This window comes from Mesorhizobium sp. P2_B11 (genome assembly GCF_056404855.1).
The window spans coordinates 173,068-198,652 of record NZ_JBFUDF010000005.1 but is presented as its reverse complement, the minus strand read 5'-3'; the positions used below and the strand labels follow the sequence as shown (position 1 = coordinate 198,652).

General features: G+C 62.9%; 26 protein-coding genes, 1 tRNA gene and 1 pseudogene. 8 read left to right on the top strand and 20 right to left on the bottom strand.

What is annotated here, in order from left to right; all coding sequences use genetic code 11:
- Positions 1 to 27: 27 nt before the first annotated feature.
- Together AC1DYJ_RS17625 and AC1DYJ_RS17620 are read right to left on the bottom strand one after the other, a co-directional pair.
- The gene (locus tag AC1DYJ_RS17625) at positions 28 to 951 is read right to left on the bottom strand and encodes a type 1 glutamine amidotransferase domain-containing protein (protein WP_477285578.1); all 924 of its coding nucleotides are present in this window, start codon (positions 949 to 951) and stop codon (positions 28 to 30) included.
- A gap of 206 nt (positions 952 to 1,157) precedes the next feature.
- The gene (locus AC1DYJ_RS17620; RefSeq protein WP_477285576.1) at positions 1,158 to 1,715 is read right to left on the bottom strand and encodes a TetR/AcrR family transcriptional regulator; all 558 of its coding nucleotides are present in this window, start codon (positions 1,713 to 1,715) and stop codon (positions 1,158 to 1,160) included.
- 173 nt (positions 1,716 to 1,888) lie between these two features.
- Between AC1DYJ_RS17620 and AC1DYJ_RS17615 the strand changes: the two genes are divergently transcribed.
- Entirely contained in the window at positions 1,889 to 3,625 is a 1,737-nt protein-coding gene (locus tag AC1DYJ_RS17615; RefSeq protein WP_477426200.1) for an adenylate/guanylate cyclase domain-containing protein, read from the top strand.
- A 30-nt stretch (positions 3,626 to 3,655) separates the two neighbouring features.
- On the opposite strand, the gene AC1DYJ_RS17610 is transcribed toward AC1DYJ_RS17615, so the two are convergent.
- The 3 genes from AC1DYJ_RS17610 to ppdK all read right to left on the bottom strand — a co-directional run bounded on the left by AC1DYJ_RS17610 (position 3,656) and on the right by ppdK (position 8,495).
- The gene (locus AC1DYJ_RS17610) at positions 3,656 to 4,387 is read right to left on the bottom strand and encodes a polysaccharide deacetylase family protein (RefSeq protein ID WP_477285574.1); all 732 of its coding nucleotides are present in this window, start codon (positions 4,385 to 4,387) and stop codon (positions 3,656 to 3,658) included.
- Between the two features lie 126 nt (positions 4,388 to 4,513).
- Complete coding sequence (locus tag AC1DYJ_RS17605) at positions 4,514 to 5,614, bottom strand: glycosyltransferase family 9 protein (protein ID WP_477285572.1); 1,101 nt, start codon at positions 5,612 to 5,614, stop codon at positions 4,514 to 4,516.
- A 175-nt stretch (positions 5,615 to 5,789) separates the two neighbouring features.
- Positions 5,790 to 8,495 (bottom strand): pyruvate, phosphate dikinase, encoded by a 2,706-nt coding sequence (ppdK, locus tag AC1DYJ_RS17600; RefSeq protein ID WP_025583593.1) that lies wholly within the window; start codon positions 8,493 to 8,495, stop codon positions 5,790 to 5,792.
- Between the two features lie 218 nt (positions 8,496 to 8,713).
- Between ppdK and AC1DYJ_RS17595 the strand changes: the two genes are divergently transcribed.
- Positions 8,714 to 9,058, top strand: coding sequence for a VOC family protein (locus tag AC1DYJ_RS17595; protein ID WP_025583591.1), 345 nt, complete (start codon positions 8,714 to 8,716; stop codon positions 9,056 to 9,058).
- A gap of 110 nt (positions 9,059 to 9,168) precedes the next feature.
- A tRNA-Gln gene (locus tag AC1DYJ_RS17590) sits at positions 9,169 to 9,243 on the top strand.
- A 116-nt stretch (positions 9,244 to 9,359) separates the two neighbouring features.
- On the opposite strand, the gene AC1DYJ_RS17585 is transcribed toward AC1DYJ_RS17590, so the two are convergent.
- The 5 genes and pseudogenes from AC1DYJ_RS17585 to AC1DYJ_RS17565 all read right to left on the bottom strand — a co-directional run.
- On the bottom strand, positions 9,360 to 9,728 hold the full coding sequence (locus AC1DYJ_RS17585) for a hypothetical protein (protein WP_477285570.1): 369 nt from the start codon (positions 9,726 to 9,728) through the stop codon (positions 9,360 to 9,362).
- Between the two features lie 971 nt (positions 9,729 to 10,699).
- Entirely contained in the window at positions 10,700 to 10,945 is a 246-nt protein-coding gene (locus tag AC1DYJ_RS17580; protein ID WP_477285568.1) for a hypothetical protein, read from the bottom strand.
- A gap of 2 nt (positions 10,946 to 10,947) precedes the next feature.
- Positions 10,948 to 11,310, bottom strand: a complete 363-nt coding sequence (locus tag AC1DYJ_RS17575; protein ID WP_477285566.1) for a hypothetical protein — start codon at positions 11,308 to 11,310, stop codon at positions 10,948 to 10,950.
- A 139-nt stretch (positions 11,311 to 11,449) separates the two neighbouring features.
- Positions 11,450 to 12,433, bottom strand: a complete 984-nt coding sequence (locus AC1DYJ_RS17570; RefSeq protein ID WP_477285565.1) for an NAD-dependent epimerase/dehydratase family protein — start codon at positions 12,431 to 12,433, stop codon at positions 11,450 to 11,452.
- Positions 12,434 to 12,541: 108 nt separating this feature from the next.
- Positions 12,542 to 12,829, bottom strand: a pseudogene (locus AC1DYJ_RS17565) (hypothetical protein); the annotation flags it as partial.
- Positions 12,830 to 13,006: 177 nt separating this feature from the next.
- Between AC1DYJ_RS17565 and AC1DYJ_RS17560 the strand changes: the two are divergent.
- Positions 13,007 to 13,483 carry a hypothetical protein gene (locus tag AC1DYJ_RS17560; RefSeq protein WP_477289352.1) on the top strand — a complete coding sequence of 159 codons (477 nt, stop codon included), beginning with the start codon at positions 13,007 to 13,009 and terminating at the stop codon, positions 13,481 to 13,483.
- Between the two features lie 105 nt (positions 13,484 to 13,588).
- On the opposite strand, the gene smc is transcribed toward AC1DYJ_RS17560, so the two are convergent.
- The 3 genes from smc to AC1DYJ_RS17545 form a co-directional block, all read right to left on the bottom strand.
- Positions 13,589 to 17,047 carry a chromosome segregation protein SMC gene (gene smc, locus AC1DYJ_RS17555; protein ID WP_477289350.1) on the bottom strand — a complete coding sequence of 1,153 codons (3,459 nt, stop codon included), beginning with the start codon at positions 17,045 to 17,047 and terminating at the stop codon, positions 13,589 to 13,591.
- A 69-nt stretch (positions 17,048 to 17,116) separates the two neighbouring features.
- Positions 17,117 to 17,848, bottom strand: a complete 732-nt coding sequence (locus AC1DYJ_RS17550; protein ID WP_477289348.1) for a DsbA family protein — start codon at positions 17,846 to 17,848, stop codon at positions 17,117 to 17,119.
- Between the two features lie 156 nt (positions 17,849 to 18,004).
- Entirely contained in the window at positions 18,005 to 18,511 is a 507-nt protein-coding gene (locus AC1DYJ_RS17545; protein WP_477289346.1) for a DUF721 domain-containing protein, read from the bottom strand.
- A 66-nt stretch (positions 18,512 to 18,577) separates the two neighbouring features.
- On the opposite strand from AC1DYJ_RS17545, the gene mutY reads away from it, so the two are divergent.
- Together mutY and AC1DYJ_RS17535 are read left to right on the top strand one after the other, a co-directional pair.
- A complete protein-coding gene (gene mutY / locus AC1DYJ_RS17540) occupies positions 18,578 to 19,678 on the top strand; it encodes an A/G-specific adenine glycosylase (protein ID WP_477289344.1) in 1,101 nt (366 codons plus the stop codon).
- Between the two features lie 114 nt (positions 19,679 to 19,792).
- The gene (locus AC1DYJ_RS17535) at positions 19,793 to 20,404 is read left to right on the top strand and encodes an HAD family hydrolase (RefSeq protein WP_477289342.1); all 612 of its coding nucleotides are present in this window, start codon (positions 19,793 to 19,795) and stop codon (positions 20,402 to 20,404) included.
- 20 nt (positions 20,405 to 20,424) lie between these two features.
- Here the strand turns inward: AC1DYJ_RS17535 and AC1DYJ_RS17530 are convergent, their stop codons facing one another.
- Positions 20,425 to 21,558, bottom strand: a complete 1,134-nt coding sequence (locus tag AC1DYJ_RS17530) for a site-specific DNA-methyltransferase (protein ID WP_142866729.1) — start codon at positions 21,556 to 21,558, stop codon at positions 20,425 to 20,427.
- 228 nt (positions 21,559 to 21,786) lie between these two features.
- Here AC1DYJ_RS17530 and AC1DYJ_RS17525 point away from each other — a divergent pair, with 228 nt between their 5' ends.
- Complete coding sequence (locus AC1DYJ_RS17525) at positions 21,787 to 22,137, top strand: hypothetical protein (protein WP_477289340.1); 351 nt, start codon at positions 21,787 to 21,789, stop codon at positions 22,135 to 22,137.
- Positions 22,138 to 22,273: 136 nt separating this feature from the next.
- The gene (locus AC1DYJ_RS17520) at positions 22,274 to 22,960 is read left to right on the top strand and encodes an HAD family hydrolase (RefSeq protein WP_477289338.1); all 687 of its coding nucleotides are present in this window, start codon (positions 22,274 to 22,276) and stop codon (positions 22,958 to 22,960) included.
- A 6-nt stretch (positions 22,961 to 22,966) separates the two neighbouring features.
- Here AC1DYJ_RS17520 and AC1DYJ_RS17515 read toward each other — a convergent pair whose 3' ends face one another.
- The 6 genes from AC1DYJ_RS17515 to AC1DYJ_RS17490 all read right to left on the bottom strand — a co-directional run bounded on the left by AC1DYJ_RS17515 (position 22,967) and on the right by AC1DYJ_RS17490 (position 25,342).
- A complete protein-coding gene (locus AC1DYJ_RS17515; RefSeq protein WP_477289337.1) occupies positions 22,967 to 23,404 on the bottom strand; it encodes a DUF1801 domain-containing protein in 438 nt (145 codons plus the stop codon).
- Positions 23,405 to 23,416: 12 nt separating this feature from the next.
- Positions 23,417 to 23,881 carry a DUF1801 domain-containing protein gene (locus AC1DYJ_RS17510; RefSeq protein ID WP_477289336.1) on the bottom strand — a complete coding sequence of 155 codons (465 nt, stop codon included), beginning with the start codon at positions 23,879 to 23,881 and terminating at the stop codon, positions 23,417 to 23,419.
- Positions 23,882 to 23,886: 5 nt separating this feature from the next.
- On the bottom strand, positions 23,887 to 24,108 hold the full coding sequence (locus AC1DYJ_RS17505; protein WP_477289335.1) for a hypothetical protein: 222 nt from the start codon (positions 24,106 to 24,108) through the stop codon (positions 23,887 to 23,889).
- Between the two features lie 26 nt (positions 24,109 to 24,134).
- A complete protein-coding gene (locus tag AC1DYJ_RS17500; protein WP_477289333.1) occupies positions 24,135 to 24,527 on the bottom strand; it encodes a VOC family protein in 393 nt (130 codons plus the stop codon).
- A gap of 69 nt (positions 24,528 to 24,596) precedes the next feature.
- Positions 24,597 to 25,022, bottom strand: coding sequence for an SRPBCC family protein (locus AC1DYJ_RS17495; protein WP_477289331.1), 426 nt, complete (start codon positions 25,020 to 25,022; stop codon positions 24,597 to 24,599).
- Positions 25,019 to 25,342 carry an ArsR/SmtB family transcription factor gene (locus AC1DYJ_RS17490; RefSeq protein ID WP_181058304.1) on the bottom strand — a complete coding sequence of 108 codons (324 nt, stop codon included), beginning with the start codon at positions 25,340 to 25,342 and terminating at the stop codon, positions 25,019 to 25,021. Before AC1DYJ_RS17490 ends, AC1DYJ_RS17495 begins: the two co-directional genes overlap by 4 nt.
- Positions 25,343 to 25,585 lie beyond the last annotated feature (243 nt).

Sequence of the window (25,585 nt, the reverse complement as noted above, 5' to 3'; positions counted from 1 at the left end):
ACTCTGCTGTTCAGATTGTCAATGGCTTTAAAGCTTGGCGGCGGCGCCCAGCTTGACGACGAATGCGTCGCCGAACTCATCCGACGAAAATGGCTGCTGGCCGCTGACCAGTTCGCGGTCCTCGATGACGTTCGGCTGGAAAGCGGCGATACGATCGACATGCGCGCCGGCCTGCGCCAGCGCATCGGCGGCGTAGAACTGGACGAAACCGCCAAGCTGCTTGCCTTCGCCTTCGATGATCTGCTCCTCGCCAGTGGCAAAAACAGTCAGCCTGTAGCCGGCATAGGGCCAGCCTTCAGCAAGCTTGCTCGCCGCGAAGATGTCACCGTCCACCATCGCCTTGTGATAGGCAACAGGGTCCGAGACCGTGGACAGCAGCGCCGTCGGACCATGGCAGATGACCCCGGTGGGGCGGCCGTTTTCGTGGAAGGCCCTCAGGATTTCGCCGAGTTCCTTGTTCTGCCCGAGATCCTGCATCGGGGCATGTCCGCCCGGGATGAAGATGCCGATGTATCCGGCAGTGCCCTCTTTCAGGATCGTGGCGAGGGTCTTCGGCTTCTTGATGTCGGCAAAGCTGTCGACCAGCTTTACCGCAGCCGCGCGCGCAGCGTCGTCATTGCCGAAAAATACCTTGTCGTTCGAGACGGGATCGAAGGTCGCGGCGTTGCCTTTCGGATTGGCAAAAACCGGCGTGTAACCGGCCTCGACCAGCTTGCGCAGCGGGATGGAGAGTTCGTCCAGGTAAAAGCCGGACTGATATGTCTTGCCGTGCTTGAGCTCAAGCTTGTCGACGCTCGACAGGATGATGAGGACCTTGCCCCCTGCCGCCATGGCGACACTGGACGACAGTGCCAGGGCCGCAACCGTCGCGGCGATGCCGCCGAGGATCGTGGCGCGAAGCCTTCGCTTGAGGGAGTGCGGGGTAGAGGGTTCGATCGTTGAAGTCGTCATCTGCGTGATCCTGTGATGTCGCCGCTCAAGCGGCGCGCGGTGAGGTGGTAATCATTCGATCCTGAATCAATCTGACCGGTCACTTTGTTTTTGGAGCGGATTTCGCCCCTGCGCCGTCAAGTTTGGATTCAGAACACGATTTAATATGACCGGTCACTTTATTCTGTCAAGCGCGATTCACCCTCAGGGACAAAAATCTGCGCCGTCTATCTCAGAAGAATCCGGAAGGTCACGGCCAGGAACTCATCGACCGGGCCTCTCGATCGCGCAACTTTCAACTGCATCGCGATCCCCTCCCAGGCGTTCACCAGATATCGGCCCATCTGATCGGCATCGATGCGTGGATCGACCTCGCCCGCCGCCTGGGCATCTCTGATGACCTGCGCGACAGCGCCGCTCCATACCGCATAGATTTCCTGCAGAGCCGAGCGCATCGCCGGGTGCGATGCCGCCATTTCGGCGCCGAAATTGCCAAGCAGGCAGCCTCGTTCGAACCCGTGTCTCTCATACCCATCGGCAAGGAACGTGAAATGGGCTCTTAGCCTCTCCAACGGGGTCCTGGATTGATCGAAGAGCATGTCGACCCGGCTGGACTCGCCATACGGTCCAAGAACTTCGAGGGCCAGGGCCTCCTTGGTCTTGAAATGATTGAAGAACGAGCCCTTCGGAACGCCCGCGGCCTCGGTAATGTCCTGGACGGAACAGCCATTGAAACCCTTGGCATGCAACGTCTCACGGCCTGCCTCAATCAGCTTTCCTCGCACACTGGGTCTTGGCATTCCGGGCTCTCCTTCGACAGCCCAGATATATGACCGGTCACTTTAACGTGCAAGTTCCTAAGAGGCGCACGGCGGCGCCTGCTATCCCCCCTTTCGGCTGGCTCAGTGGTGATGTTCAGCGCAGGATTAAAGCACTAGAGTTGCCCATCATGAATCACATGATCTCTCTGTCGCGCGCACGTTTGCAGAAAATGACGCGCGGTATCGGGTTGCGCCAGCTCCGCCTGATCTCGGGCACGATCATGTTCGCTTATCTGATCAGCCACTTCCTCAACCATGYGCTCGGCAACATCTCGATGGAGGCGCTGGCGACCGGCATCCACTACCACACGATGCTCTGGCACTTTCTGCCGGTCGCGATGCTGTTCTACAGCGCCTGTCTGGTGCATACCGCGCTCGGCGTCTGGGCGCTGTACCAGCGCCGGGAATTCAGTTGGAAGGCGATCGAGCCGCTGCAGCTGGTGCTTGGCCTCAGCATCCCGATGCTGATCGTCGCCCATGTTGTCGGCGTCAGGCTCGGCCAGGTCTTGTACGGGCATGAGAAGTACTACCCGCAGCAGTTCTATGTGTTGTTCATCGCCTCGCAGTACCGCATCTGGGTCATGCTCATCGTGCTGGTGGTGGCGTGGGTGCACGGCTGTATCGGCCTGTATTTCTGGCTAAGGCTGCGGCCTTTCTTCAAACGCGCTGCGCCGTTCCTGCTTGCCGCAGCCGTACTGGTGCCGACGCTGGCGATGCTCGGCATCTACCAGGGCGGCCGTACCACGGTGTCCGATTCCCAGGATCCCAACTGGCGCCGTCAGGAATTGTCGACGCAGAAGCTCGGCACGCAGGCGCAGGGAAACAAGCTCGACCGCATCACCGGCGGCCTGATGATCGGCTATCTCGGCCTGCTCGGCCTTGTCCTGGTCGTACGCGGCGCGCGCGCCCTGCTGGAGGTTCGCGACGGCATGATCACACTGTCCTATGGCAACGGCCGCACCGTCCGGGTGCCGAAGGGATTGAGCGTGCTGGAGGCCAGCCTGCGCAACAACGTGCCGCACGCCAGCATCTGCGGCGGCCGCGCGCGCTGCTCGACCTGCCGCATCCGCATCATCGGCGACCACACCGCCCTGCCTGACCCGTCGCCGCGCGAGGCTTTCGTGCTGCGCCGGCTCGGCAGCGCCGATCCCTCGATCCGGCTGGCCTGCCAGTTGCGGCCGGCCACCGATCTGACCTTCTTTCAGTTGTTCCTGCCGCACATGATGTCAGCGCATACGTCCGGCAAGGCGCCTGCGCGAATAGGCGAGGAGCGTTATCTGGTCAGTCTGTTCGTCGACATGCGCGGCTCGACCCGGCTTGCAGAGAAGCGGTTGCCGTTCGATACCGTGTTCATCGTCAATCGCTTCCTCGGCGTGGTCTCGCAGGCGGTGCTGGAATCCGGCGGACGGCCGAACCAGTTCCTCGGCGACGGCATGCTGGCATTGTTCGGGCTCACCACCGGCCGGACGGAAGCCTGCCGGCAGGCGCTCAAGGCAGCAGCTCTGATTGCGGCCAATGTCGACGAACTGAACCAGTTCCTCAGCCACGATCTGCACGAGCCGATACGCTTCGGCATCGGCATCCATGGCGGCGAGGTGATCGTCGGCGAGATCGGCTATTCCGACCACATGGTGTTCACCGCGCTCGGCGATGCCGTGAACGTTGCGGCCAGGCTGCAAGACATGACGAAGAGCCTCGAATGCGAAGCCGTGATCTCGGACGAGGTCCGCGCGACCGCTGAAGTGGCCGAGGATGCCCTGCCGGCGCAGGAGGTCGCGATCCGCGGCCGCAACGAGCCGATGACCGTGCGCACCGTCATGTCGACGCGCGTGTTGTCGGCACTCGTCAACACCAAGCGTGCCGTCGTGGCCTGACCGGTTCAACGCCGCTTCTGCGAGGGTGACCTATTCCGTGGTGCCGTCATTGCCGACGCCATCGGCGTCGTCGAGGCGAACGAAGGTGAGGCCCTTGGCCTTGAGTGCCAGCAGACCTTGCACGACGCCCTCGCCGGCGGCGTGAGTGGGCTGGTTGATGTGGGCGATGATGACATCGCCATCCTTGGCGGCGCCGATGCGACGGGCGGTTTCCTTGGCGCCGAGCAACGAGCCGCCATCGCCGTTTATCGAAAAGCCGGCGATCTTGAAGCCGAGCTTGCGGATCATGGCGATGGCCGACGGGCTGTATTCGGCGGTTGCGCCGCGGAACCATTTCGGCGCCGGTTCGCCGGTGCGCGCAAGAGCGGCCGCGCCCGACTCGACTTCGGCCTGCACCGCTTCAGGGCTGCCGGCGCTGCGGATGCCGTAGATTTTCCGCGGCGTGTCGACGGCCGGGATATGCTGGCCGCCATGATTTTCCAGTTCGAACAGATCGGGATGCGCGCGCATGATCTCGACGGCGGTGGCGTTGCGCTTCAGCCAGATACCGGTGACGAAGATCGTCGCCGGAATCCGGTTGTCCACCAGGGCCGAAAGTATCCGCGTATCAGTCTGGCCGCCGCAGGCGTCGAGCGTGAGCGCGACGCGGCCCACACTGCCGCCATCAGCCTTGAGGCGCAGCGTCGGCTCGACAAGCGGTGCCGCATGGGCCGCAGACGCGGCCCAGACCGATAAAGCGATGGCGCAAAGCAGTTTTTGCAAGGGATGCCAGTTCTGTTTCCGGATCGGCGCTGTGATAGCCGCATCCCAGGACCTGCAACAAGGCGGAAATCGGGATATCGGCCATACAAAAAGCCGATATCCCGACAATGTGACCGCCGCGCACCATCAGACGGCGTGTTCCAGCTCCACTTGCGTGCGCGACAGGATCTCGCGCACCGCGGCGACGACCGGCTCGACCTCCAGGCGCCAGACGCAGCAGGCCTTGCTGGGATCGAGCGGATTGCACAGGCTGCCCGCCACGCAGTTGCACGGCATGGACGGCTGCAAAGCCAGGCTGGGCACGCCGACCGGCCCCCAGATGGCCGGGCTGGTCAGGCCGTACAGGCCGACAACCGGCGTTCCGGCGGCGGCTGCCATATGCATGGGGCCGCTCTCATTGCCGACAAACATGCGCGCCTGCTGCAACACCGCCAGCAGCGTTTCCAGCGACAGCGCACCGACGAGGTTGACGATCGGCGCGCCACTGGCGAGGATCTGCTCGGCGGGCTTGCGCTCGTCCGGACCGCCGACGAGCACAAAATCCAGTCCGGTTTCGCGCGCAATCGTGTCGATCACAGCGGCAAAGCGTTCATGCTGCCAGCGCCGGCCGTGAAAACTGGCGCCGGCATGCACGGCGATGAAGCCGTTCGGCCGCAAATGGTGCTTTTCCAGCAATGCCTGGGCCCTCGCCGTCTCCAGCGGCAAGGGCCGGATCGATGGCGTGCGCACGCGCAGACCGACGCCAAGCGGCTCGAGTGGCGAAAGATAGCGGTAGAGATAGTGCTGCTCGCCAAAGCCGAACGGCTCGGCAAACAGATTGGCCGGCTGACGCTCATGCCAGCGCAGCGGCCTTTCCGGTGGATTGTAGCCGACACGGGTCCTGGCATTGAGGAACCTGACGATGATGCGCGAGGTCTTTGAATCGGTGAGGTCGATGGTCAGATCGAAGCGAAATTGGCGCAGCTTGCTGATCATCGAATAGAGTTCGCGCCCACGCTCCAGCGGGGTGCCGCGCATGGCCGCGCGGCGGAAGGTGACCACCTCCGAGGCGATGCCGTGCGCAGTCACGAAACTGGCGAGGCGGGCCTCGCAGAGGAAGACGATCCTGACGCCGGGATATTCGAGTTGCAGGTTCCTGGCGAGCGTGGAGGATAAAACAATATCGCCGATGAACTTGGTCTGGATAATCAGGATCGAGCGGAAGGGTGTGGGCGAAATCTGCAACATCTGTTTTCGGCACCGGGCGGGTTGGGGGGACCGCGAAGGTGGGTAGAAACGATGTCGGGATTGCGTGCCAAAACGGGCAAATCAGCGTGAATTTCCATACAAATTCGTAAGCTTAGCCCTGAGCGGCCACCGTACAGGTGGCCGTCTCGTTGACGCCGACGGAACTATGTCGAAATCAGGATGCCGCGGCGCTCTTTTTGGGGCGCGGCGCCGCCATTTTGGCAATCTGCACCGCGGCCTGCGCGGCAGCCAATCGTGCGATCGGCACGCGGTAGGGCGAGCACGAGACATAGTCGAGGCCGACCTCTTCGCAAAAGCGGATCGAGGCCGGATCGCCGCCATGCTCGCCGCAAATGCCGAGCTTGATGTCGGGCCGCGTCGCCCTGCCCTTTTCAGCCGCCATGCGCACCAGTTCGCCGACGCCGTCTATGTCGAGCGAGACGAACGGATCCTGCTCGATGATGCCCTTCTGCCGGTAGGTCTCGAGGAAGGACGCCGCGTCGTCACGCGAAATGCCGAAGGTGGTCTGGGTCAGGTCGTTGGTGCCGAAGGAGAAGAATTCGGCCGACTCTGCGATGACATGGGCACGGATCGCGGCGCGCGGAAGCTCGATCATCGTGCCGGTGAGATAGTCGATCTTGACGCCGGTCTCCTCCATCACGCTCTTGGCGACAGCATCGATGCGCGCCTTGACGTAATCGAGCTCCTTCACCAGACCGACCAGCGGCACCATGATTTCGGGAACCACCAGCGCGCCGGCCTTCTTGCCGGCCTCGACGGCAGCCTCGAAAATGGCGCGCGCCTGCATCTCGGCAATCTCGGGATAGGAGACGGCGAGACGGCAGCCGCGATGGCCGAGCATCGGATTGAACTCGTGCAAGGCCTCGGTGCGCTGCCTGAGCTTCTCCGGCGAGACGTTCATGGCGGCGGCAACCTCCGCCACTTCCGCTTCCGTCTTTGGCAGGAATTCATGCAGCGGCGGGTCGAGCAGGCGGATCGTCACCGGCAGGCCGGCCATGATCTCGAACAGTTCGAGGAAATCCGAGCGCTGCATCGGCAAAAGTTTGGCAAGGGCGGTGCGGCGGTCCTTCTCGGTATCGGCGAGGATCATCTCGCGCATGGCGACGATGCGCTCGCCGTCGAAGAACATGTGCTCGGTGCGGCAAAGCCCGATGCCTTCGGCGCCGAAGGAGCGCGCCATGCGCGCATCGAGCGGCGTCTCGGCGTTGGTGCGCACCTTCATGCGGCGCGTCGCATCGGCCCATTCCATGATGGCGGCGAAATCGCCGGACAGTTCGGGCTGCAGCATCGACACGGCGCCTTTCAGCACCTGGCCGTTGCTGCCGTCGATGGTGATGATGTCGCCTTTGCGGAAAGTCTGGCCCATCGACATCAGCGTGCCGGCCTTGTAGTCGACGCGCAGCGAGCCGGCGCCCGACACGCAAGGCTTGCCCATGCCGCGTGCCACCACGGCGGCGTGGCTGGTCATGCCGCCTCGCGTCGTCAGGATGCCTTCCGAAGCGTGCATGCCGTGAATGTCTTCGGGGCTGGTTTCGATGCGCACCAGGATCGCCTTGCGGCCTTGCGTCTTCAGTTCTTCCGCATCGGCGGACGAGAAAACAATCTCGCCGGTCGCCGCGCCCGGAGAAGCCGGCAGGCCGACGCCGATGACGTCGCGCGGCGCCTTCGGATCGATGGTCGGATGCAACAGCTGGTCGAGCGAGGCCGGATCGATGCGAGCGACCGCCTCTTCGGTGGTGATCAGCTTGTCGCGCGCCATTTCGACGGCGATCTTGAGCGCCGCCTTGGCGGTGCGCTTGCCGGAACGCGTCTGCAGCATCCACAATTTGCCGCGCTCGATGGTGAATTCGAGGTCCTGCATGTCGCGGTAGTGCTGCTCGAGACGGTCGGAGATGTCGACGAAGGAGCGGAACGCGTCCGGCATCAGCTTCTGCAGCGACGGCTTGTCGGAGCCGGCGGCGATGCGCGCCGCCTCGGTGATGTTCTGCGGCGTGCGGATGCCGGCCACGACATCCTCGCCCTGCGCGTTCACCAGGAACTCGCCATAGAGCATCTTTTCGCCGGTCGAGGGATTGCGGGTGAAGGCGACGCCGGTGGCCGAGGTGTCGCCCATATTGCCGAACACCATGGCCTGGACATTGACTGCCGTGCCCCAGCTTTCGGGAATGTCATGCAGCCGCCGGTAGGTGATGGCGCGGTTGTTCATCCAGCTTGAGAAGACAGCGCCGATCGCGCCCCAAAGCTGCTCGTGCGGGTCCTGTGGAAACGGCTTGTCGAGCTCCTCCTCGACCTTGGCCTTGTAGAGCGCGATGACGCCCTGCCATTCCTCAGCCGTCAGTTCGGTGTCGAGCTCGTAGCCGAAGCTCGCCTTCTGGTCCTCGAGGATTTCCTCGAACACTTCGTGGTCGAGGCCCATGACGACATCGGAATACATCTGGATGAAGCGGCGGTAGCTGTCATAGGCAAAGCGGGCATCGCCGGAATCGGCGGCCAGTGCCTCGACCGTCTCGTCGTTGAGGCCGAGATTGAGCACCGTGTCCATCATGCCCGGCATCGAGGCCCGGGCGCCTGAGCGGACCGAGACCAGCAGCAGCTTCGACGGATCGCCGAAGCGGCGCCCGGTGAGCGCGCCGATATGGTCCAGCGCCTTGACGACATCCGCCTTCAACGCGGCCGGATAGCTGTTGCCGTTGGCGTAATAGGCGTTGCAGACGTCAGTGGTGAGGGTGAAGCCCGGCGGCACCGGCAGGCCAAGACTGCACATTTCGGCCAGATTGGCGCCCTTGCCGCCGAGAAGATTGCGGTCGCCCGCACGTCCCTCCGCGGCGCCGTCGCCGAAGGTGTAGACCCATTTGGTCATGCTCGCCCTCCAAGTCCTGGAAGATAGACAACACCGGAGCCAAAAGCCCGGTTCCTCCGCGTTACGACCCGAGCGTTATTATGCTGCAGTGCGAAAGGCAAGGCGTGGCCAGCCAAGCCCGGCCACTACAATCGATTAAGCAAAAGCTGCGTCAAAAAGACTTGCCGGCTAGCCGCCCGCGATATAGAACATATCATGAACAAGTTGGGAGTAGCGTAATGAAACTCAACGGAAAACTCGACTATCTCGAATTGCCCGCGACCGGCGGGACGCTGGACAGCGTCAAGGCTTTCTACAGCGCGGCCTTCTCATGGTCGTTCACCGATTACGGGCCGACCTATTCGGCCTTTGGCGAAGGGCTCGACGGCGGCTTTCAGGCCGACGGCGCGGAGGCGCCGGCCAAACCGCTACCGGTGCTTTATTCTCAAGACCTGGAAGCAACCCTCGACGCTGTCGAAAATGCCGGCGGCACGATCGTCAAGCCGATCTTCTCGTTTCCAGGCGGCAGGCGGTTCCACTTCACCGATCCGGCCGGCAACGAGCTGGCGGTCTGGGGCGAATAGCGCGCACCGCCAGCTGGCGGTGGATCAGTTTTGCACAGGGACCAACTCGGCATTGAGCTTTCTTGCGGCTCGTCCTATAAGGCCGCGCGCAGCGGGCAAAGCCCGCCTGCTGGGGCGTCGCCAAGTGGTAAGGCATCGGTTTTTGGTACCGACATTCCCAGGTTCGAATCCTGGCGCCCCAGCCAATTCATACGCCTTTTTGAAATCAGTGATTTGCAGGGTCGATGAATAGCTGCCGTCAGCTTCTATCCGCCCCCACGCGACCCGACTCCATCCACAGAGCCGGGCCGTGCGAAGAGGATCAGTAGTCGCTGTCGTCCTGGATGATGACGGGATGATGATGCCGATGATGGCGACGCTCGATCGAGCCGGTGACGATGACGGTGTCCGGGCGATGATGTCTGCGACCGTGGTCATAGAAGGCAACCGTGCCGTGCTTACGGTGATGAAGACGTTGACCCTGGTCGTTGATGATCACTGTATCCGGGCGATGATGTCTGCGGCCGTGGTCATAGAAGGCAACCGTGCCGTGCTTACGGTGATGAAGACGTTGACCCTGGTCGTTGATGATCTTGACGTGGGTTGTGATGATGACGTCAGCTTCGGCTGCCGACGCTATCGTCGGCATCGCTATGAACAGCGCCAAAGCGCTCACGATCATTGTTTTCATTGCAATATATCCATCTGTAATTATCCCTTCGCGGGGATAACCGCGTCCCATCCCTTTGGTTCCGATCGGCGTCGTCGGGTCACGCGGCGCGATCAATGACGGCTGCTTCCGCGCATCTGTGGCGTGAAGCATGTGTCTTGCGAGGAAGACTTCACATCCGTCTTTTCAGGATTTCCGGGAGGGAGGACCAACCAGGCCGTCTCAGATCCCGTAGGAAAGTGCAACGTAAACCACCGGCGCCAAGATCAGAAAAATCCCCATAGCGATAAGCACGGCGATCCCCAGACGCTCTGTTCGCCTGACAAGGTCAGCGACCGTGTTGTCATCGGCCGCCGGTATGAGGTCAAGGACCGAAGAAACGTCCGGGGTACTGCTGTCGTTGTCATTTGCGGGTCGGGTGGTTGCGTGGTCACGCACAGATCTCTGGACAAAGGTCACTATCAGCCTCGTTGTTGAAACGTCACGCCGCTTGGCGGTCCCACGACAATCGGGTGCCCGCTGTCGCTTAGGAATGGCGGGCACCCGATTGACCGCCGATGAAGGGACTCATACTCGGCAGCCTGGTTGGAATGTATTGAGAGGGCATAGGTTGCCCGCCTTCGACCTATAGCTCTGACGACAGGACTTCAGTCATACCCTGCTCGGACCTTGGTCTTACATCCGACGAAAGGGATGGCGGCCATTTGTTTCGACGCAGGAAACGCGGGAACATTAGTAGGCTCTGACGAGTTCACTCCCAGCAACACATTTTTGGGAGAGATATCGTGAACAACATAATTTGGCTCGTCGGAGCGGTCGTCATCGTGATTGCGATACTGAGCTTCTTTGGCCTCCGATAAACGGGCGTCTGCCGAACGCAGACAAACACGAACTCGTTTCGCGCAACTTTCTTGGACAATGAGTGAGTTGAGGGCGCCACGCGTCGCATCATTTTCAAGCGACCCGAGTTGCGCGTTGATCCGACAAGACAATCAGTTCGTCTTGCGGCCAAAGATGCGTGCGACGCGGCCGAACAGGCCGGGACCCGCTTCAGTCGGTTTGGCTGGCGATGCTTGCATCGTCGTCGTCTCGCGCGCGGGACGATTTCTCGGGTCGGAGACCATTGCCATCACCGCGTTGTTGACGTCGAATTTCGATGCCGGCCGGGCGTTGCTCATTCTCTGCCGGGTCAAATCCGAACATGTCGGCTTGCCGTTCGCATCGAGAATCTCGCCCATGGTCAGCTTCTTGGCAAGAGATGAAGGTGATGCACGGCGTTACGGACGGCTTCCGCACCATAAGCGCCACTGGCGGCCTTGGCATGGATTTCCATCAATTTGGTGATCAGAAAGTGAGCCTTGCCTGCATCCGCTTCGCCTTCGTAAGGCAGTGTGCTCCAGCCCGCCTTTATGATCATCGATCTCAGTTCCGAGCTCTCACGCCAGAGCGCAACGGCGGTTGCCGGATCGACAAAGGCCGTGACGTAGTTGCCTTTGATATTGTGGGCGATCCTCTGCCCGTCGAGCAGCCCCTTGCATTCCGGGACAAGCCAGACGGCCTTCGGAAAGATCGACTGCATCTCAAAATCGTAGTTCAGGTCCACCGCAAGCCTCCCGCGCTGTCGCCTTGACGTAGCGTTAGTCTCGCAGCTTGCGCTTGAATTTCCATCCCTTCGGCCGCGAAAATCCCACCGAATGGGCGGCGGGCAGCTTGTTGTTCCCGCGACCCGCCATTTTCGGCAATCAGCTTTTTGTCGACTTTGCCATCCATTCCGACCGGTACCAGTCGACGAATTTCTTCAAGCCGTCCTCGATCGAAACGCTGGGCCGGAAGCCGAAATCGCGCTCCAGCGCCGTCATGTCGGCATAGGTCTGCTCGACATCGCTGGTCTGCATCGGCTCGCTGTTGCGGATGGCGGTGACGCCGAGCAGGCGCTCCAGCGTGGCGATGAAATCGTCGAGCCGCTCCGGACGGTTGTTGCCGACATTGTAGATCCGGCATGGCGGCACGTCCGCCGGCGGCTTGTCGAGCACGGCGACAATGGCGCGCACGACATCGTCGACATAGGTGAAGTCGCGCCACATCTCGCCATCGTTGAAAACCCGGATCGGCCTGCCCTCGAGCATCGCCTGGGTGAACAGCCAGTAAGCCATGTCGGGCCGGCCCCACGGGCCGTAGACGGTGAAAAAGCGCAGACCGGTCTGCGGCAGGCCGAAGAGATGGGCATAGGTGTGGCTCATCAGCTCGTCCGCCTTCTTGGTGGCGGCGTAGAGCGAGACCGGCCTGTCGACCTGATCGGTCTCCGCAAACGGCACCTTGCGGTTACCGCCATAGACTGAGCTCGACGAGGCATAGACCAGATGCTCGAAGCCGACTGTTGCGCGGCAGAATTCGAGCACTTCGAGGTGGCCGACGACATTAGAGCGGACATAAAGCCGGGGATTGTCCAGCGAATGGCGCACGCCCGCCTGTGCCGCCAGATGAACGACCTTGACGATGCCTTGCCCGGCCAGCGCATCGGCCAGCGCGCCGGGTTCGGCGATGTCGAGCTGGTGAAAGGAAAAGCCCTTGTTCGGCGTGAGGCGGGCGAGCCGACCCTCTTTTAGCGCCAGGTCGTAATAGTCGTTCATATTGTCGACGCCGACGACGGCTTCGCCGCGGTTCAGCAAGTGATGGCAGACATGGCTTCCGATGAACCCCGCGGCTCCGGTGACGAGTACAGGCAACAACGTTCTCCAGGCACATGACCAAGCCAGCCATCAGCGGCGATTGGCTGCATTCTATTGGTGCTATAGTCGAAAGCCGGGATCGAGGCCATTGGCCAAGCTGACGCGTCAGCTCGCCTCGCGCATCGCCTCGGCGGCCTGCAGATCGACCGAGACCAGCTGGCTGACGCCTTCCTCGGCCATGGTCACGCCGAACAGGCGGTTCATGCGCGCCATGATGATCGGATTGTGGGTGATGATGACGAAGCGCGTCTCGGTGGTCGCGGCCATTTCGTCCATGAGATTGCAGAACCGCTCGACATTGTGATCGTCGAGCGGCGCGTCGACTTCGTCGAGCACGCAGATCGGCGCCGGATTGGTCAGGAACACGGCAAAGATCAGCGACATGCCGGCAAGCGTGAAAACCGACCGAACCTAGCGGTTTCGCTAGTTGTGGACGCGCGGCCAGTCGGCGATCCTTCCCTATGGGGCATCCGGTGCTTTGCGCTGCCGCCATGTGCCATCAGCGCACGGGCGCGGCGAATGCCGCCGGCGACGGGTTCGACGAAACGGCAAGGGCGCGGAAATACTACAATGAGCTTCACAAAGGTGATGTTGGCCGCCTGCGGCATAGCGATATCGTCGCCGGCCGCAGCCCAGAATGCAGTATGCCTCAATCAGCAATCGGGGCAGATCGATGCCGCCGCCACCCAAGCCCTGAACGATATGGCGGCCCGCAGGGATCCGCAACTCGTGCAGGCCATGGCCGGCACCTGGTACAGCGAAACCAACTCGCCGGCCACCGGCCAGATCAGCCGTCTCTACGTCAGCTACGGCCAGGGCGGTCAGCTCCAGTATCAAAACCAGGTTTGCGATTCGACCGGTGCCTGCAGCGGCTATCAGGGCAACGGCCTGTGGGCGGCGATACCCCTGGGCAACGGCTCGTTTTCGGGAATCCAGATGATCAGCGACCAGAGCCGAAACCAGGAATGCACGGGTTTTAGCGGCCGGTTCCTGAATGCGCAGACCATTCAATCCGGCGCCGGCGGCATTTCGCGACGCGTTAATTGAGATTGCTCGCTGAACGCGTCATGCGTTGGGACGCAAGCCCGAGCTCAGAAGTAGCGGGATTTGGCCAGCCTCAAAGCCGCTGGCGATCAAACCGCGAAAATCGTCTCAGCTCGCCTCGCGCATCGCTTCGGCGGCCTGCAGATCGACCGAGACCAGTTGGCTGACGCCCTGCTCGGCCATGGTCACGCCGAACAGGCGGTTCATGCGCGCCATGGTGATCGGGTTGTGGGTGATGATGACGAAGCGCGTCTCGGTGGTCGCGGCCATTTCGTCCATGAGATTGCAGAAGCGCTCGACATTGTGATCGTCGAGCGGCGCGTCGACTTCGTCAAGCACGCAGATCGGCGCCGGATTGGTCAGGAACACGGCAAAGATCAGCGACATCGCCGTTAGCGCCTGCTCGCCGCCGGAGAGCAGCGTCATGGTCTGCGGCTTCTTGCCGGGCGGACGCGCCAGGATTTCGAGCCCGGCTTCGAGCGGATCGTCGGATTCGATCAGCTGCAGTTCCGCCGTGCCGCCGCCGAACAGATGCGAGAACAGCCGCTGGAAATGGCCGTTGACGACATCGAAGGCAGCGAGCAGCCGTTCGCGGCCCTCGCGGTTGAGGCTCTGGATCGCTTGCCTCAGCTTGCGGATCGCCTCGATGATGTCCTCGCGCTCGGAAACAATGGTCTCCAGCCGGTCGGACAGTTCCTTTTGCTCTTCCTCGGCGCGAAGGTTGACGGCGCCCAACCGTTCGCGCTCGACCTTCAGCCGGTCGAGCTGACGCTCGATTTCGGCCATTTCCGGCATCGGGCTGTCGGCTTCCAGACCGGTGTGGCGGATGACCAGATGCGGCGGCGTGTTCAGCGTCTCCTGGATGCGCGCCTCGACCTCGAGCCGGCGTTCATCGGCCGCAGTCAGCCGCTCTTCGGCGCGGACGCGGGTTTCGCGGGAGTCGGCCAGCGACTGGATCGCCGCGGTGGCGGCCTTGTCCAGTTCCGCCTGCTTGGTCTCGGCCTCCTGCAGACGGTCGGCAGCCGCCTTGCGCAAGGTTTCGGCTTCGGTCAGCTGCGACAGCAGCGCGCGCCGCCTGGCATCGATTTCGTCGGGGGCGTCGGCCAGCGTTTCGCGCTCGGCTTCGGCTTCGGCCCTGCGCTCGCCAAGCGAGGCGATCTGGGTCGAGGCGTTTTCGGCCCGGTGCAGCCAGCTGCTGCGCTCGGCGCCGATGGCGTCGAGCCGGCGCGTGCGCGCTTCGGCCTCGCGCCGCAGGCCCTCATGCACGGCGCGCGCGTCGGCGAGTGTTGCACGGTCCCTGCCGACATTGGCGGCGGATTGTTCAAGCTGCAATTGCAGGTCGCCGAGATCGGGCGCGTCCTGCAGCAGCATTTCTGCTTCGGCGAAGGCGGCGGCCGTCTCTTCGTGGCTGTCGACGATACGCGCGCGAGCCTCATCCAGAGCGGCGCGGCGGCTCGCCAGCTCGCCGCCGGCCTTTTCGGCTTCCGCCAGCGCATTGCGGGCGGCGTCCAGCCCGTGCTGGGCATCGCGGCCGGCCTGGCGGGCGTTGCGCTCGGCTTCGCTTGCCTCACGCAGCGCCTGTTCGGCCTGGGCAAGGGCGGCTTCCGCCTCGCGCACGATCTGCGTTGCCTGCACCGCCTCGGCATCGAGTTCGGCCAGCCGGTTCTTCTGCGCCAGCCGCTGCGCGGCCGCCGTCGGTGCGTCAGCACTAGCCGTCAAGCCGTCCCAGCGCCAGAGCGCGCCATCGCGGCTGACCAGCCGCTGGCCGGGCGCTAGCAGCGCCTGCAGGCGGCGGCCATCGGCGGCATCGACGATGCCGATCTGCGCCAGCCGGCGGGCAAGCTGCGAAGGCGCGCCGACCACGCTGGCGAGGCTCTTGATGCCTTCCGGCAAAGCCGCATCGCCGGGCTGAACCTGGCTTTCGCCCCAATGAACCGGCGCGCTGCGGTCGAGCGGCACGTCGAGATCTTCGCCCAATGCAGCGCCAAGGGCCGTTTCATAGCCGCGCTCGACGCTGAGCTGTTCCAGTACGGAGGGGAAAAGATCGCCGCTGGCGGCGTTGAGAATCTTGGCCAGCGTGCGCGCTTCGGTCTCGATGCCGGCGAGTTCTGAGCGGGCGTCCTGCAGCGGCGGACGGGCCGCACTCTCCGTGGCGCGCGCTTCGGCAACCGCCTGTTCGGCAGCAATGGCGTTGGCTTCGGCCTCCTCCAGTCGGGCGAGCGCATCCTCGACCAAGGCACGCTTCTCCGCGGGGTCCGGCAAGCCGGCGACCTTCGACAGGATCTCGGAAAGTTCGCGGTCTACATCGGCCAGCTGGCGGGCAAAACGGTCGCGGCGTTCGGCGGTTTCGCGCAGCGTGCGCTCGATCTGGTTGCGCGAGGCGGCGGCCTCAGCCCGTTCAGCGGTCAGCGCGGCGAGTTTTGCTTCACTCTGGGCAAGTGTGGCGCCGGCCTGCTCGAAAGCGGCGCGCGTGGTGGCTTCGCGTTCGGCGGCCCCGGCATTTTCGGAATTGAGGGTCGCCTCTTCCTCGCGCAGGCGCTCGAGAATATCCGCGTTGTCGCGCACCATGCGCTCCTCGCGGGCGATGTCGCCGTCGAGCTGCTGCAGGCGGCGTTCGAGCTCGGCCTGGCGGGCGCGGATGCGGCCTGCCTCCTCCTCGATCTGCGACTTGGCGATCGACAGGCGCTGGAAGGCAGCGGCCGCCGCGGCCTCTGCGTCACGCAGATCCGGCAGCCGGTGCGCGGCGATGCCTTGCTCGCGGGCGGCGGCCATCTGCGCCGAGGCGCGGTCGCCGACCAGAGCGGTGGCAACGGCAAGTGCCGAGCGCGCCTCGCCTTCCTGGGTCTTGGCCAGCGTCCAGCGCAGATGCAGCAGCGTGGCTTCCGCCTTGCGGATGTCGGCTGACAGGTTCTTGAAGCGGGAGGCCTGGCGGGCCTGGCGCTTCAGGCTTTCGATCTGGCTTTCCAACTCGCCGACGACGTCGTCCAGCCGCTCGAGGTTCTGCTCGGCCGCCTTCAGCCGAAGCTCGGCCTCGTGCCGGCGTGTGTGCAGGCCGGAAATGCCGGCGGCCTCTTCGAGCAGCGCGCGGCGCGCCTGGGGCTTGGCCTGGATCAGCTCGCCGATGCGGCCCTGGCCGACCATGGAGGGCGAGCGCGCGCCGGTTGACTGGTCGGCAAACAGAAGCTGCACGTCCTTGGCGCGGGCTTCCTTGCCGTTGATGCGGTAGAGCGAACCGGCTTCGCGCTCGATGCGGCGCGACACCTGCAATTCATCGGCGTCGTTGAAGGCGGCGGGTGCGGTGCGGTCGCTGTTGTCGAGGAACAGCGTCACTTCGGCGGTGTTGCGTGCCGGGCGCGTTCCCGAACCGGAAAAGATCACGTCGTCCATACCGGACGCGCGCATGTTCTTGTACGAGCTTTCGCCCATCACCCAGCGCATTGCCTCGACAAGGTTCGACTTGCCGCAACCGTTCGGCCCGACAATACCGGTCAGGCCGCGTTCGATGACGAACTCGCCGGGTTCGACGAAGGATTTGAAACCGAGGAGGCGGAGGCGCGAAAACTTCATTCGCGCCTGCCTACAGGTCGCAGAGGTGCGCAGTCGCCAAAGCGCAGTCGCTCCGGCGCCGCCTGGACGTCAGAGCAGAGGGTCGATGATGGCCGATATTTCCTCAATCGACATCGCACCTTTGTAGGTCTTTCCGTTGATGAAGAAGGTCGGCGTCGAGTCGACCTTGAATTCATCGGCGCCGCGCTTCTGGACCGATCTCACATCGTCCAGAAGTTTCTGGTCCGTCAAGCAGGCCTCGAAGGACTCCTGTGTAAAACCGGCGAGCTTGGATATCTGCAGCAAGGCATCCTTGGTATTGTTGACGCCGACCCAGTTGGCCTGCTGCTTGAACAGCACGTCGACCATCGGGAAATAATTGTCCTTTGAACAGCGCGCCAGCATGAAACCGGCTTCGGCGCTCGGATCGAACGGGAATTCGCGCAGGATGTAGCGGGCCTTGCCGGTGTCGATGTACTTGGTCTTCAACTCAGGGAAGGTTGTCGCGGCGAAATGCGCGCAATGCGGGCAGGTCATCGAGGCATATTCGACGATGGTAACCTTGGCGTCGTCCTTGCCGAGCTGCTTGTCGGGCAGAGCGCCGGGCTTCAGCAGCTCCGTCATGTTGACGTCGCCGGAAGACTCCGGAACCTTGGCGGCGGCCGGTGTGGCGGGCGTCGCAGCAGGCACGGCAGGCGTTGCAGGCTTGACGTCCGCCGCCTTGGCGTCCTCGCCGGAATCGCTGCATGCGGCGAGCAGTGCCACTGCCGGGATGGCTGCCAGCGACGACAGGAGGTTTCTGCGGGACAAGCTACGGTTCATGCGAATCACCTGACTATGGTTGGATTTTGCAATGCAAAGGCTAGAAAAGGCGAGAGTTGGCGGGAATTAAGGCATCGCCGTCCCCATTCCAATCGCCTAACTCTACATGCATCATCACGAATGCGCGAGATTGGCGACGGGTTCATGACCGGCTGATTACCCTGGCCGCTTCCTCTCACCGAGAATGGTGGCGCCCAGCCGCTCGAGTGAAGCGCGCAGGCCTTCATCCTCGATCTTGCCGACAGTATCGGACAATTTGGCCTTTTCGACAGCCGTCAGCGGCCGAGGAGCGGGTTTCGGCCGGGCTTTCTCCGACAGCACCGGCTTCTGCACGATCCGGATGCGGCCGATCGCGTTGAAGCCGAGGAAGGCGTTGACGCGGTTGATGATTTCGCCGGTCTCATGCTGCAGATGCAGTGCCGCCATGCCTTCGCAGGCGATGACCAGCGTCGCCGGTTCGAACGGATCGTCTTCATGCATGCGGCGCGGCCACTGGATTTTTTCCGGGCGCGAATGGCCGGCCAGCCTGGGCCCGGCGATCTCTTCCCACGACTGCACCAGCCCGATCGAAATGCCGGCCCGCTTGCGCAGCACGGGATCGAGGATCTGGGTGGCGAGATCGCTCACCGGAACGGGATTGCCGTAAGGCGTTCTCCCTGCCATGTACGTTCTCCAGCCACGCTGCCCACCAGCCCCAGACCTTACCAGCCAAGAGCCAGCCCGCGATCAATGGCACTGCACGAACAGACCCGCAAGGCCGCATCCGGAGACATTAGCACCCGCCTGCTTGCCTGGTACGACGCGCACCATCGCGAGCTGCCGTGGCGCATCGCGCCGCGCGCGGCCGCCGGTGGCGTACGGGCGGATCCCTATCGCATCTGGCTGTCGGAAGTGATGCTGCAGCAGACCACGGTCGAAGCGGTAAAATCCTATTTTCGCGCTTTCGTCGAAAAATGGCCTGATGTCGAGGCGCTCGCCGCAGCACCGACCGAGGATGTGATGAAGGCCTGGGCCGGGCTCGGCTATTATTCACGCGCCCGCAATCTCAAGGCCTGCGCCGATCTTGTTGCGCAACGCGGCGGGCGCTTTCCCGACAACGAAGCGAGTTTGCGGGAATTGCCGGGGATCGGCGCCTATACGGCGGCGGCGATTGCGGCGATCGCCTTCGACCGGCCGGCGGCGGTCGTCGACGGCAATGTCGAACGCGTCATCTCGCGGCTCTATTCGATCGCAACGCCGCTCAGCGAGGCGAAGCCTGAAATCCGGGCGCTGGTCGAAAAACTGGTTCCGCAGACAAGGCCGGGCGACTTCGCGCAGGCGATGATGGATCTGGGCGCCACGATCTGCACGCCCAAGCGGCCGCGCTGCATGCTGTGCCCGGTGCGCGAGGATTGCAGCGCCATCCTTTCCGGCGACCCCGAACGCTTTCCGGTCCGCCTGCCGAAGGCCGACAAGCCGCTGAGGCGCGGCGCCGCCTTCGTCGCCGAACGCGGCGACGGCGCCATCCTGTTGCGCAAGCGGCCGGACAAAGGCCTGCTCGGCGGCATGACCGAAGTGCCGACCACCGGCTGGACCGCGCGGATCGATGGCGCGACGACTGCGGAAGCGGCGCCCTTCCCTGCCGACTGGCGGCGCGCCGGTGAGATCGCGCATGTCTTCACCCATTTCGCGCTCGAGCTCGAAGTTTTTCACGCCCACATCGGAAGTGATGCTCCTGAAGGGTATTTTTGGTCGCTGGCCCATGACATTTCCGGGGAAGCGCTGCCGACCGTCATGAAAAAGGTAATCGAAGCGGCGATACCGGGAGCGACCAAAGCGCGTCGCGCGTGACGCGATCGTACGCGACGCGCTTTGGCTTCTTTGTTTGTGCATGTCGTTYCCCCAAAACCGCCCCACACTTTTGGGCGACATGCACCGAAAAGCGTCCGCACTGAAGGAATAGAAATGACTGAAATTCGCCATATCGTGTTCGACATCGGCCGCGTGCTGATCCACTACGATCCCAACATTCCGTTCAGCCGCCTGATCCCGGATGCCGAGGAGCGCAAGTGGTTCTTCGACAATGTCTGCACGCATGACTGGAACATCGAGCAGGACCGCGGCCGGACATGGGAAGAGGCGGAAGCGCTGTTGATCGCCGAACACCCCGATCATGCCGAAAACATCCGCAATTTCCGCCGCCACTGGCACGAGATGGTGCCGCATGCCTATGAAGACAGCGTCGCCATCATGCTCGGCCTGATCGAGAGCGGCCACGACGTGACAATGCTGACCAATTTCGCCGCCGACACGCTTGCCGAGGCGAGGCGGCGCTTCGACTTTCTCAGCCGCCCACGCGGCGTGACCGTGTCGGCCGACATCCGTGAAATCAAGCCCGACCGCGCCATCTACGACCATCACGTCGCCGCCTTCGATCTCGAGCCCTCCGCCACACTGTTCATCGACGACAGCCAGAAGAATGTCGACGGCGCCAAAGCGGCCGGCTGGCAGTCAGTGCTGTTCACCGACGCAAAAACGCTCAAGGCGGACCTTGAGCGTTTTGGGATAAAAGTCTGAGGCGGTAGCGGCGGGGCCGATCAGGCCCCTGCCCGCTCCATGCCGAGCCTGGCGATGCGGCGCAGTTCGTCGATCGGGGTCAGGCCTCCGCTGCGCTCATAGTGCCAGAAGGTCCAGCCGTTGCAGGCGTCCAGCCCCTGCACTTCGGCGCCGATCTTGTGGATCGAGCCGGCGCTGTCGCCGATCGCCACCGTGCCGTCAGCGCGCACCTTGGCGGCCCAGCGCTTCTTGGAATCATAGAGTGTTGCGCCGGGCTGCATCAGCCCGGTGTCGAGGAGACTGACAAAGGCGACGCGCGGCTCGGCGCGTTTGCCGGTAAGCACAGTGAGATCGGCGGTTTCCAGCGGCCGCACCGCGTCGATGCGCTCATTGGCGGCGTCGATATAGGCCTGCTCGCGCTCGATGCCGACGAAGTGGCGGCCAAGGCGCTTGGCGACGGCGCCGGTGGTGCCGGAGCCGAAGAACGGGTCGAGCACGATGTCGCCGGGCTTGGTCGAGGCCATCATGATGCGGGCGAGCAGCGCTTCCGGCTTCTGCGTCGGATGCAATTTGTCGCCATTGTCGTTCTTCAACCGCTCGCCGCCGGTGCAGATCGGAAACAGCCAGTCGGAACGCATCTGGATGTCGTCGTTCGACGCCTTCATCGCTTCGTAGTTGAAAGTGTAGCCCTTGCCCTTCTGATCGCGCGAGGCCCAGATCATGGTCTCATGCGCGTTCTGGAAACGGCGGCCGCGGAAATTCGGCATCGGATTGGTCTTGCGCCAGACGACATCGTTGAGGATCCAGAAGCCGAGATCCTGCATCTTGGCGCCGACGCGGAAAATGTTGTGGTAGGAGCCGATGACCCAGATCGTGCCATTCGGTTTCAGCACGCGGCGCGCGGCCAAAAGCCAGGCGCGGGTGAAGGCGTCATAGGCTTCGAAGCTCTCGAACTGGTCCCAGTCATCGTCGACGGCATCGACCTTGGACTGGTCGGGCCGGTGCAGATCGCCGTCGAGCTGCAGATTGTAGGGCGGATCGGCGAAGATGACGTCGATGGATTTTTCCGGCAGCCGGTCGAGTGCAGCAACGCAATCGCCCTTGAGGATCGTGTCCAGCCACTCGGATTGCTGGGGGGCGTGGGAGAGGTCGTCGAGAAGACGCACGGCAGACATGTTTACACCCAAAGCACGCGTTACTGTTTACTCTCCGTTATGGTTACCGATCAGCGTAAATATTCGGTGAAGGGCGCAACCGGCGCGGAAGTCTCAGTTTAAAAATATCGTCCGCATTAGCCGTCAGTCTGCCGCAGACTCTCTGGTCGATGGTCGGCCTTCGTGACAAGCTGGACGCCGTTGCGCCTGAGCCCGGCGATCCGCAAGAAAACGCGATACAGCTGACTGATGTCTCCCAAGTACCTTAGAGACCGTTACGATGTTGAAGGGATCAGGCTTAAGCCCGAGGCATCCTCTCGCGACTTCGCCCTGATCGAAGCCGTCTCCTCGCTTGGAGTACACGGCACCGTGTTCCACCTCATCAAAGAGGTGCCAGATCAATTCGATGACGAGTATGTCGTTCTGGTCGACGCAAAGCTCGTTGTTCATTTTGAGATGCCGCGGGGCGTGGCCAGAGCCTCTCCTGAGTACGTGAAAATCTGGTTCTTTTCGGACTATCGACGCGAGATAGGGCAAGGACACGGTAGAATTCTGCTCGACAGCGCGGCCGATGCTGCGCGCAAAATTCTCGAGCGATGAAGCGCTGGCCGGGCCTTTGGGTTCAACCTGAGACCTATCGATCGGCTTCCTTAATTTGCGCAGCCCGGCCTGTTGGTGTATGCCGCGCCGCCTGAGCCCTCTCGGGCTTGCCCCCTCGCCCCAGTTCCGGATTGCCATGCCCCAGCCAGATCTTGTCATCTTCGATTGCGACGGCGTGCTCGTCGATTCTGAAATCATCGCCGCCCGCGTCGAGGCCGAGTTGCTGACCATGGCCGGCTTCGAAATATCGGCCGAGGAGATCGCCGAGACCTATGCCGGGCTGACCTTCAAGGACATCATGATGCGGGTCGAGGAGAAGTCGGCCATCCCGTTCCAGGCTTCGATGATCGACCGCGCCGAAGAACTGGTCGACCGCAAATTGCGCAGCGACGTGCGCGCCATCGACGGCGTGCGCGAAGCGGTGGCGGCGGTGACCGCGCCGCGTTGCGTGTGCTCGAACTCACGCTCCGAGCGGATCGAATTCATGCTGGAGAAGGTTGGCCTGCTGCCGTTCTTCGCCGGCCGGATTTTTTCAGCGCTGGAGATACCGAGCAAAAGGACCAAGCCCGCCCCCGACGTGTTCCTGCTCGCAGCGGAGAAGCTCAAAGCCAATCCGGCAAACACCTTCGTCATCGAGGATTCCGTGCACGGCGTCGCCGGCGCCAGGGCCGCCGGGATGCGCGTGATCGGCTTCACCGGGGCCGCGCACAGCTATCCCGGCCATGCCGATGCGCTGACCGAAGCCGGCGCCGAAACGGTCATCCGCCGCTGGGCCGAACTGAAAAGCGTGATTGCCGCGCTGTCCGAGTGGTCGGACGCCTGAACTGCCTCAGTCCTTGCCCTTGGCCGACTTGGCTCGGGCCGGTTTCTTCTTTGCTTGATTGTAAGCAATCGCGGCGCGGACGAGTTCTTGCAGCGCATCCGCATCGATCGCCTCGCCCTCGGACACATCGATCGCCCGCCACACTTTGCCGTTGAGGCCGTTGTTGAACAGCTTGTCGGGGTCCGGCAGGCTGGCGCCGTGCGAGAAGGTGAGCTTCACCTTGTCCTTGTGGGCGTTGCCGACGGCGATCATGCCGTCGCGCGACCACACCGGGCTGCCCATCCATTTCCACTCCTCGATGATCTCAGGATCCGCGTCGAGGATGGTCTTGCGCAGGCTGGCCAGCGTCTTGCCGCGCCAGTCGTCCAGCTCGCGGATTCTGGCGTCTATCCGCTCGGAGGCAGAGGGGCCTGCCTCTGACTTGTTCGCACCGCTGGTCTTCATGGTCTCCTCCGTTCACATCTTCTCGCCGGGCAATTTGCTGGCCTGCTTCACCCAGCTGGCAAACCTGGCCTCGTCGATCTCTTCACCTTCATGGATGTCGAGATAGCGCACGTCCTTCTGCTTAGAGCCGCCGGGAGGAATGGGATCCAGCGACATGCCGCGGAAGAAGGCGACTTTGACGTAGTTGGTGAAGCAATGCAGGCTAAGGAACCAGCCCTCGCCCTCGATGCCATAGAACGGTGAGTTCCACTTCACTGCCTTGTAGACGCCGGGAACGGCGCCGACGATGAGCGCGTCGAGGCGGCGCCCGACATCGTTTTTCCAACCCGGCATGGCCGCGATATAGGCTTGCACGGGCGCATCCCCATAGGCCTTGGCGATCTGCGGGTTGCCGCCTGAAAGCAGGACCGGCTTGGCGGACGTTGGTTTGGCCGGGGCCGGCTTTGCGGCCTTCGATTGTCCGGGTGCCTTGGCCATCGTCGCTACCCTTGCGCGCGTTGCTCGCCGCCCGATTTCGCGACATAGGGCAGCACGAACATGTAGAGCCCGCTGAACAGCAGCAGGAACAACGGCAGCAGCGGCGAATAGACCACCCATGCCGGAGGCTGCCCGAATGCCATGGTGGCGAAATTGGCTGTCACGGTCGCCGTAAAGATGATCGACAGCCAACGGTGGGTTTGGCGTATCCATTTGCTCAAGTTCATTGCCTCCTCCTTTTGAAAACGCGCGCTTACCAGCGTGCCAGCTGGGTGATCTGGATGAGATTGCCGCAGCTGTCGTTGAGCTGGGCAATGGTCGAGCCGGTCACTTCGGTCGGCGCCATGGCGAACGCACCGCCGCGCCCCTTGATGCGCTCATAGTCGCCCTTGATGTCGTCGGTGAACAGCATGAGCGCGGGCTGACCTTGCTTGAAGATAGCCTGCTGATAGGTTTTGGCGGCCGGATTGTCGTTGAGCGCGAGTTGCAGTTCGGTTCCTTCGGGCTCATCGGATGAGGTTACGGTCAGCCAGCGAAAAGGCCCATTGCTGAAGTCGGCCTTCACGGCAAAGCCCAGCACGTCGGTGTAAAAACGCAGGGCGTTGTCCTGGTTGTCCACGTAGACGCTGGTCAGCTTGATCTTCATCGATTTTCTCCATTGTAGCGTTCGGTGGCCCCACGATCAGGGCACGGCGTTGAAGTGTGCCGGCAGGCCTCAATCTGGCTTCGCCAGAAGCTGCTCCAGCCTGGTGAGGAATTGCTGCCACCCGGCCCTGGCGCCGCCATAGGCCTGTTTCTGATCGGGGTGGAAGCCGGACTGTTCGACGCGCAGACGAGTGCCCGTGCTCGTTGGTGTGAGCGTGAACGTCACCACGCTCTTGAGATTGTAGGCCGCATCCTCATGGGCAAAATCCCAACTGTAGGACAGCGTCCTGTTTTGCTCGATGGTGAGGACCTCACAGTCGAGCACGCCGCCCCAGTCGCCGCGAAGATTGAAGCTGTGGCCGATAACAGGCTTGAAATCGTTCTTCATGAGCCATTCCTCCATCAGATGCGGCTGCGTCAGCGCGCGCCATACCTTCTCCGCCGGCCACGATATTTCACGTTCCACGACGACGGTGCGCAGTTCCGGCTTGCTCACTGGTCCATCCTTTTCAGCAGGTTCTCGAGATCATCGAAGCGGCTCTCCCAAAACCCCGTCATCTGAACTGTCCAGTCCGTCAGCGGACCGAGTGCCGCTGGCTGCGCGCTGTAATGGGTCTGCCGTCCGGCGTGTCGGTCGAGCACCAGGCCGGCCTGCTTCAGGACGCCGAGATGCTTCGACACTGCCGGCTGCGAGACCCCGGACTGCGCCGTCAGCGCCCCAACGGTCTGCTCACCCTGGCGGCACAGGCGCTCGAAAATGGCCCGCCGGGTCGGGTCGGCAAGCGTTCTGAACAGAGTGTCGTGGGCGTCTGGCATCGGGATCAATAACCTGCGAGCTATTGATTGACGTATAACCGCCGGGATATGAATGAGTCAAGTGTGCTGGTGGAATGGGTCAGGATTTAGAGCGCAAGACGCCACCCGCCTGCAGGCGCACACCTGCAGGGTAAGGTCCGATCGTTTCGATCTTTCAGAGAGTTGACCGCCACCGTCGCGTCAGCGACGGCGCTCAGGCGACGCCTAGAGCATTTCACCGTTTCACGGAAACGGTGAACCGCT

Coding starts and splice junctions, on each gene's coding strand:
- AC1DYJ_RS17625 (WP_477285578.1), bottom strand. CDS start 951: ATGACGACTTCAACGATCGAACCCTCTACCCCGCACTCCCTCAAGCGA.
- AC1DYJ_RS17605 (WP_477285572.1), bottom strand. CDS start 5,614: ATGTTGCAGATTTCGCCCACACCCTTCCGCTCGATCCTGATTATCCAG.
- ppdK (WP_025583593.1), bottom strand. CDS start 8,495: ATGACCAAATGGGTCTACACCTTCGGCGACGGCGCCGCGGAGGGACGT.
- AC1DYJ_RS17595 (WP_025583591.1), top strand. CDS start 8,714: ATGAAACTCAACGGAAAACTCGACTATCTCGAATTGCCCGCGACCGGC.
- AC1DYJ_RS17585 (WP_477285570.1), bottom strand. CDS start 9,728: ATGAAAACAATGATCGTGAGCGCTTTGGCGCTGTTCATAGCGATGCCG.
- AC1DYJ_RS17580 (WP_477285568.1), bottom strand. CDS start 10,945: ATGGGCGAGATTCTCGATGCGAACGGCAAGCCGACATGTTCGGATTTG.
- AC1DYJ_RS17560 (WP_477289352.1), top strand. CDS start 13,007: ATGAGCTTCACAAAGGTGATGTTGGCCGCCTGCGGCATAGCGATATCG.
- smc (WP_477289350.1), bottom strand. CDS start 17,047: ATGAAGTTTTCGCGCCTCCGCCTCCTCGGTTTCAAATCCTTCGTCGAA.
- AC1DYJ_RS17550 (WP_477289348.1), bottom strand. CDS start 17,848: ATGAACCGTAGCTTGTCCCGCAGAAACCTCCTGTCGTCGCTGGCAGCC.
- AC1DYJ_RS17545 (WP_477289346.1), bottom strand. CDS start 18,511: ATGGCAGGGAGAACGCCTTACGGCAATCCCGTTCCGGTGAGCGATCTC.
- mutY (WP_477289344.1), top strand. CDS start 18,578: ATGGCACTGCACGAACAGACCCGCAAGGCCGCATCCGGAGACATTAGC.
- AC1DYJ_RS17535 (WP_477289342.1), top strand. CDS start 19,793: ATGACTGAAATTCGCCATATCGTGTTCGACATCGGCCGCGTGCTGATC.
- AC1DYJ_RS17530 (WP_142866729.1), bottom strand. CDS start 21,558: ATGTCTGCCGTGCGTCTTCTCGACGACCTCTCCCACGCCCCCCAGCAA.
- AC1DYJ_RS17525 (WP_477289340.1), top strand. CDS start 21,787: ATGTCTCCCAAGTACCTTAGAGACCGTTACGATGTTGAAGGGATCAGG.
- AC1DYJ_RS17520 (WP_477289338.1), top strand. CDS start 22,274: ATGCCCCAGCCAGATCTTGTCATCTTCGATTGCGACGGCGTGCTCGTC.
- AC1DYJ_RS17515 (WP_477289337.1), bottom strand. CDS start 23,404: ATGAAGACCAGCGGTGCGAACAAGTCAGAGGCAGGCCCCTCTGCCTCC.
- AC1DYJ_RS17510 (WP_477289336.1), bottom strand. CDS start 23,881: ATGGCCAAGGCACCCGGACAATCGAAGGCCGCAAAGCCGGCCCCGGCC.
- AC1DYJ_RS17505 (WP_477289335.1), bottom strand. CDS start 24,108: ATGAACTTGAGCAAATGGATACGCCAAACCCACCGTTGGCTGTCGATC.
- AC1DYJ_RS17500 (WP_477289333.1), bottom strand. CDS start 24,527: ATGAAGATCAAGCTGACCAGCGTCTACGTGGACAACCAGGACAACGCC.
- AC1DYJ_RS17490 (WP_181058304.1), bottom strand. CDS start 25,342: ATGCCAGACGCCCACGACACTCTGTTCAGAACGCTTGCCGACCCGACC.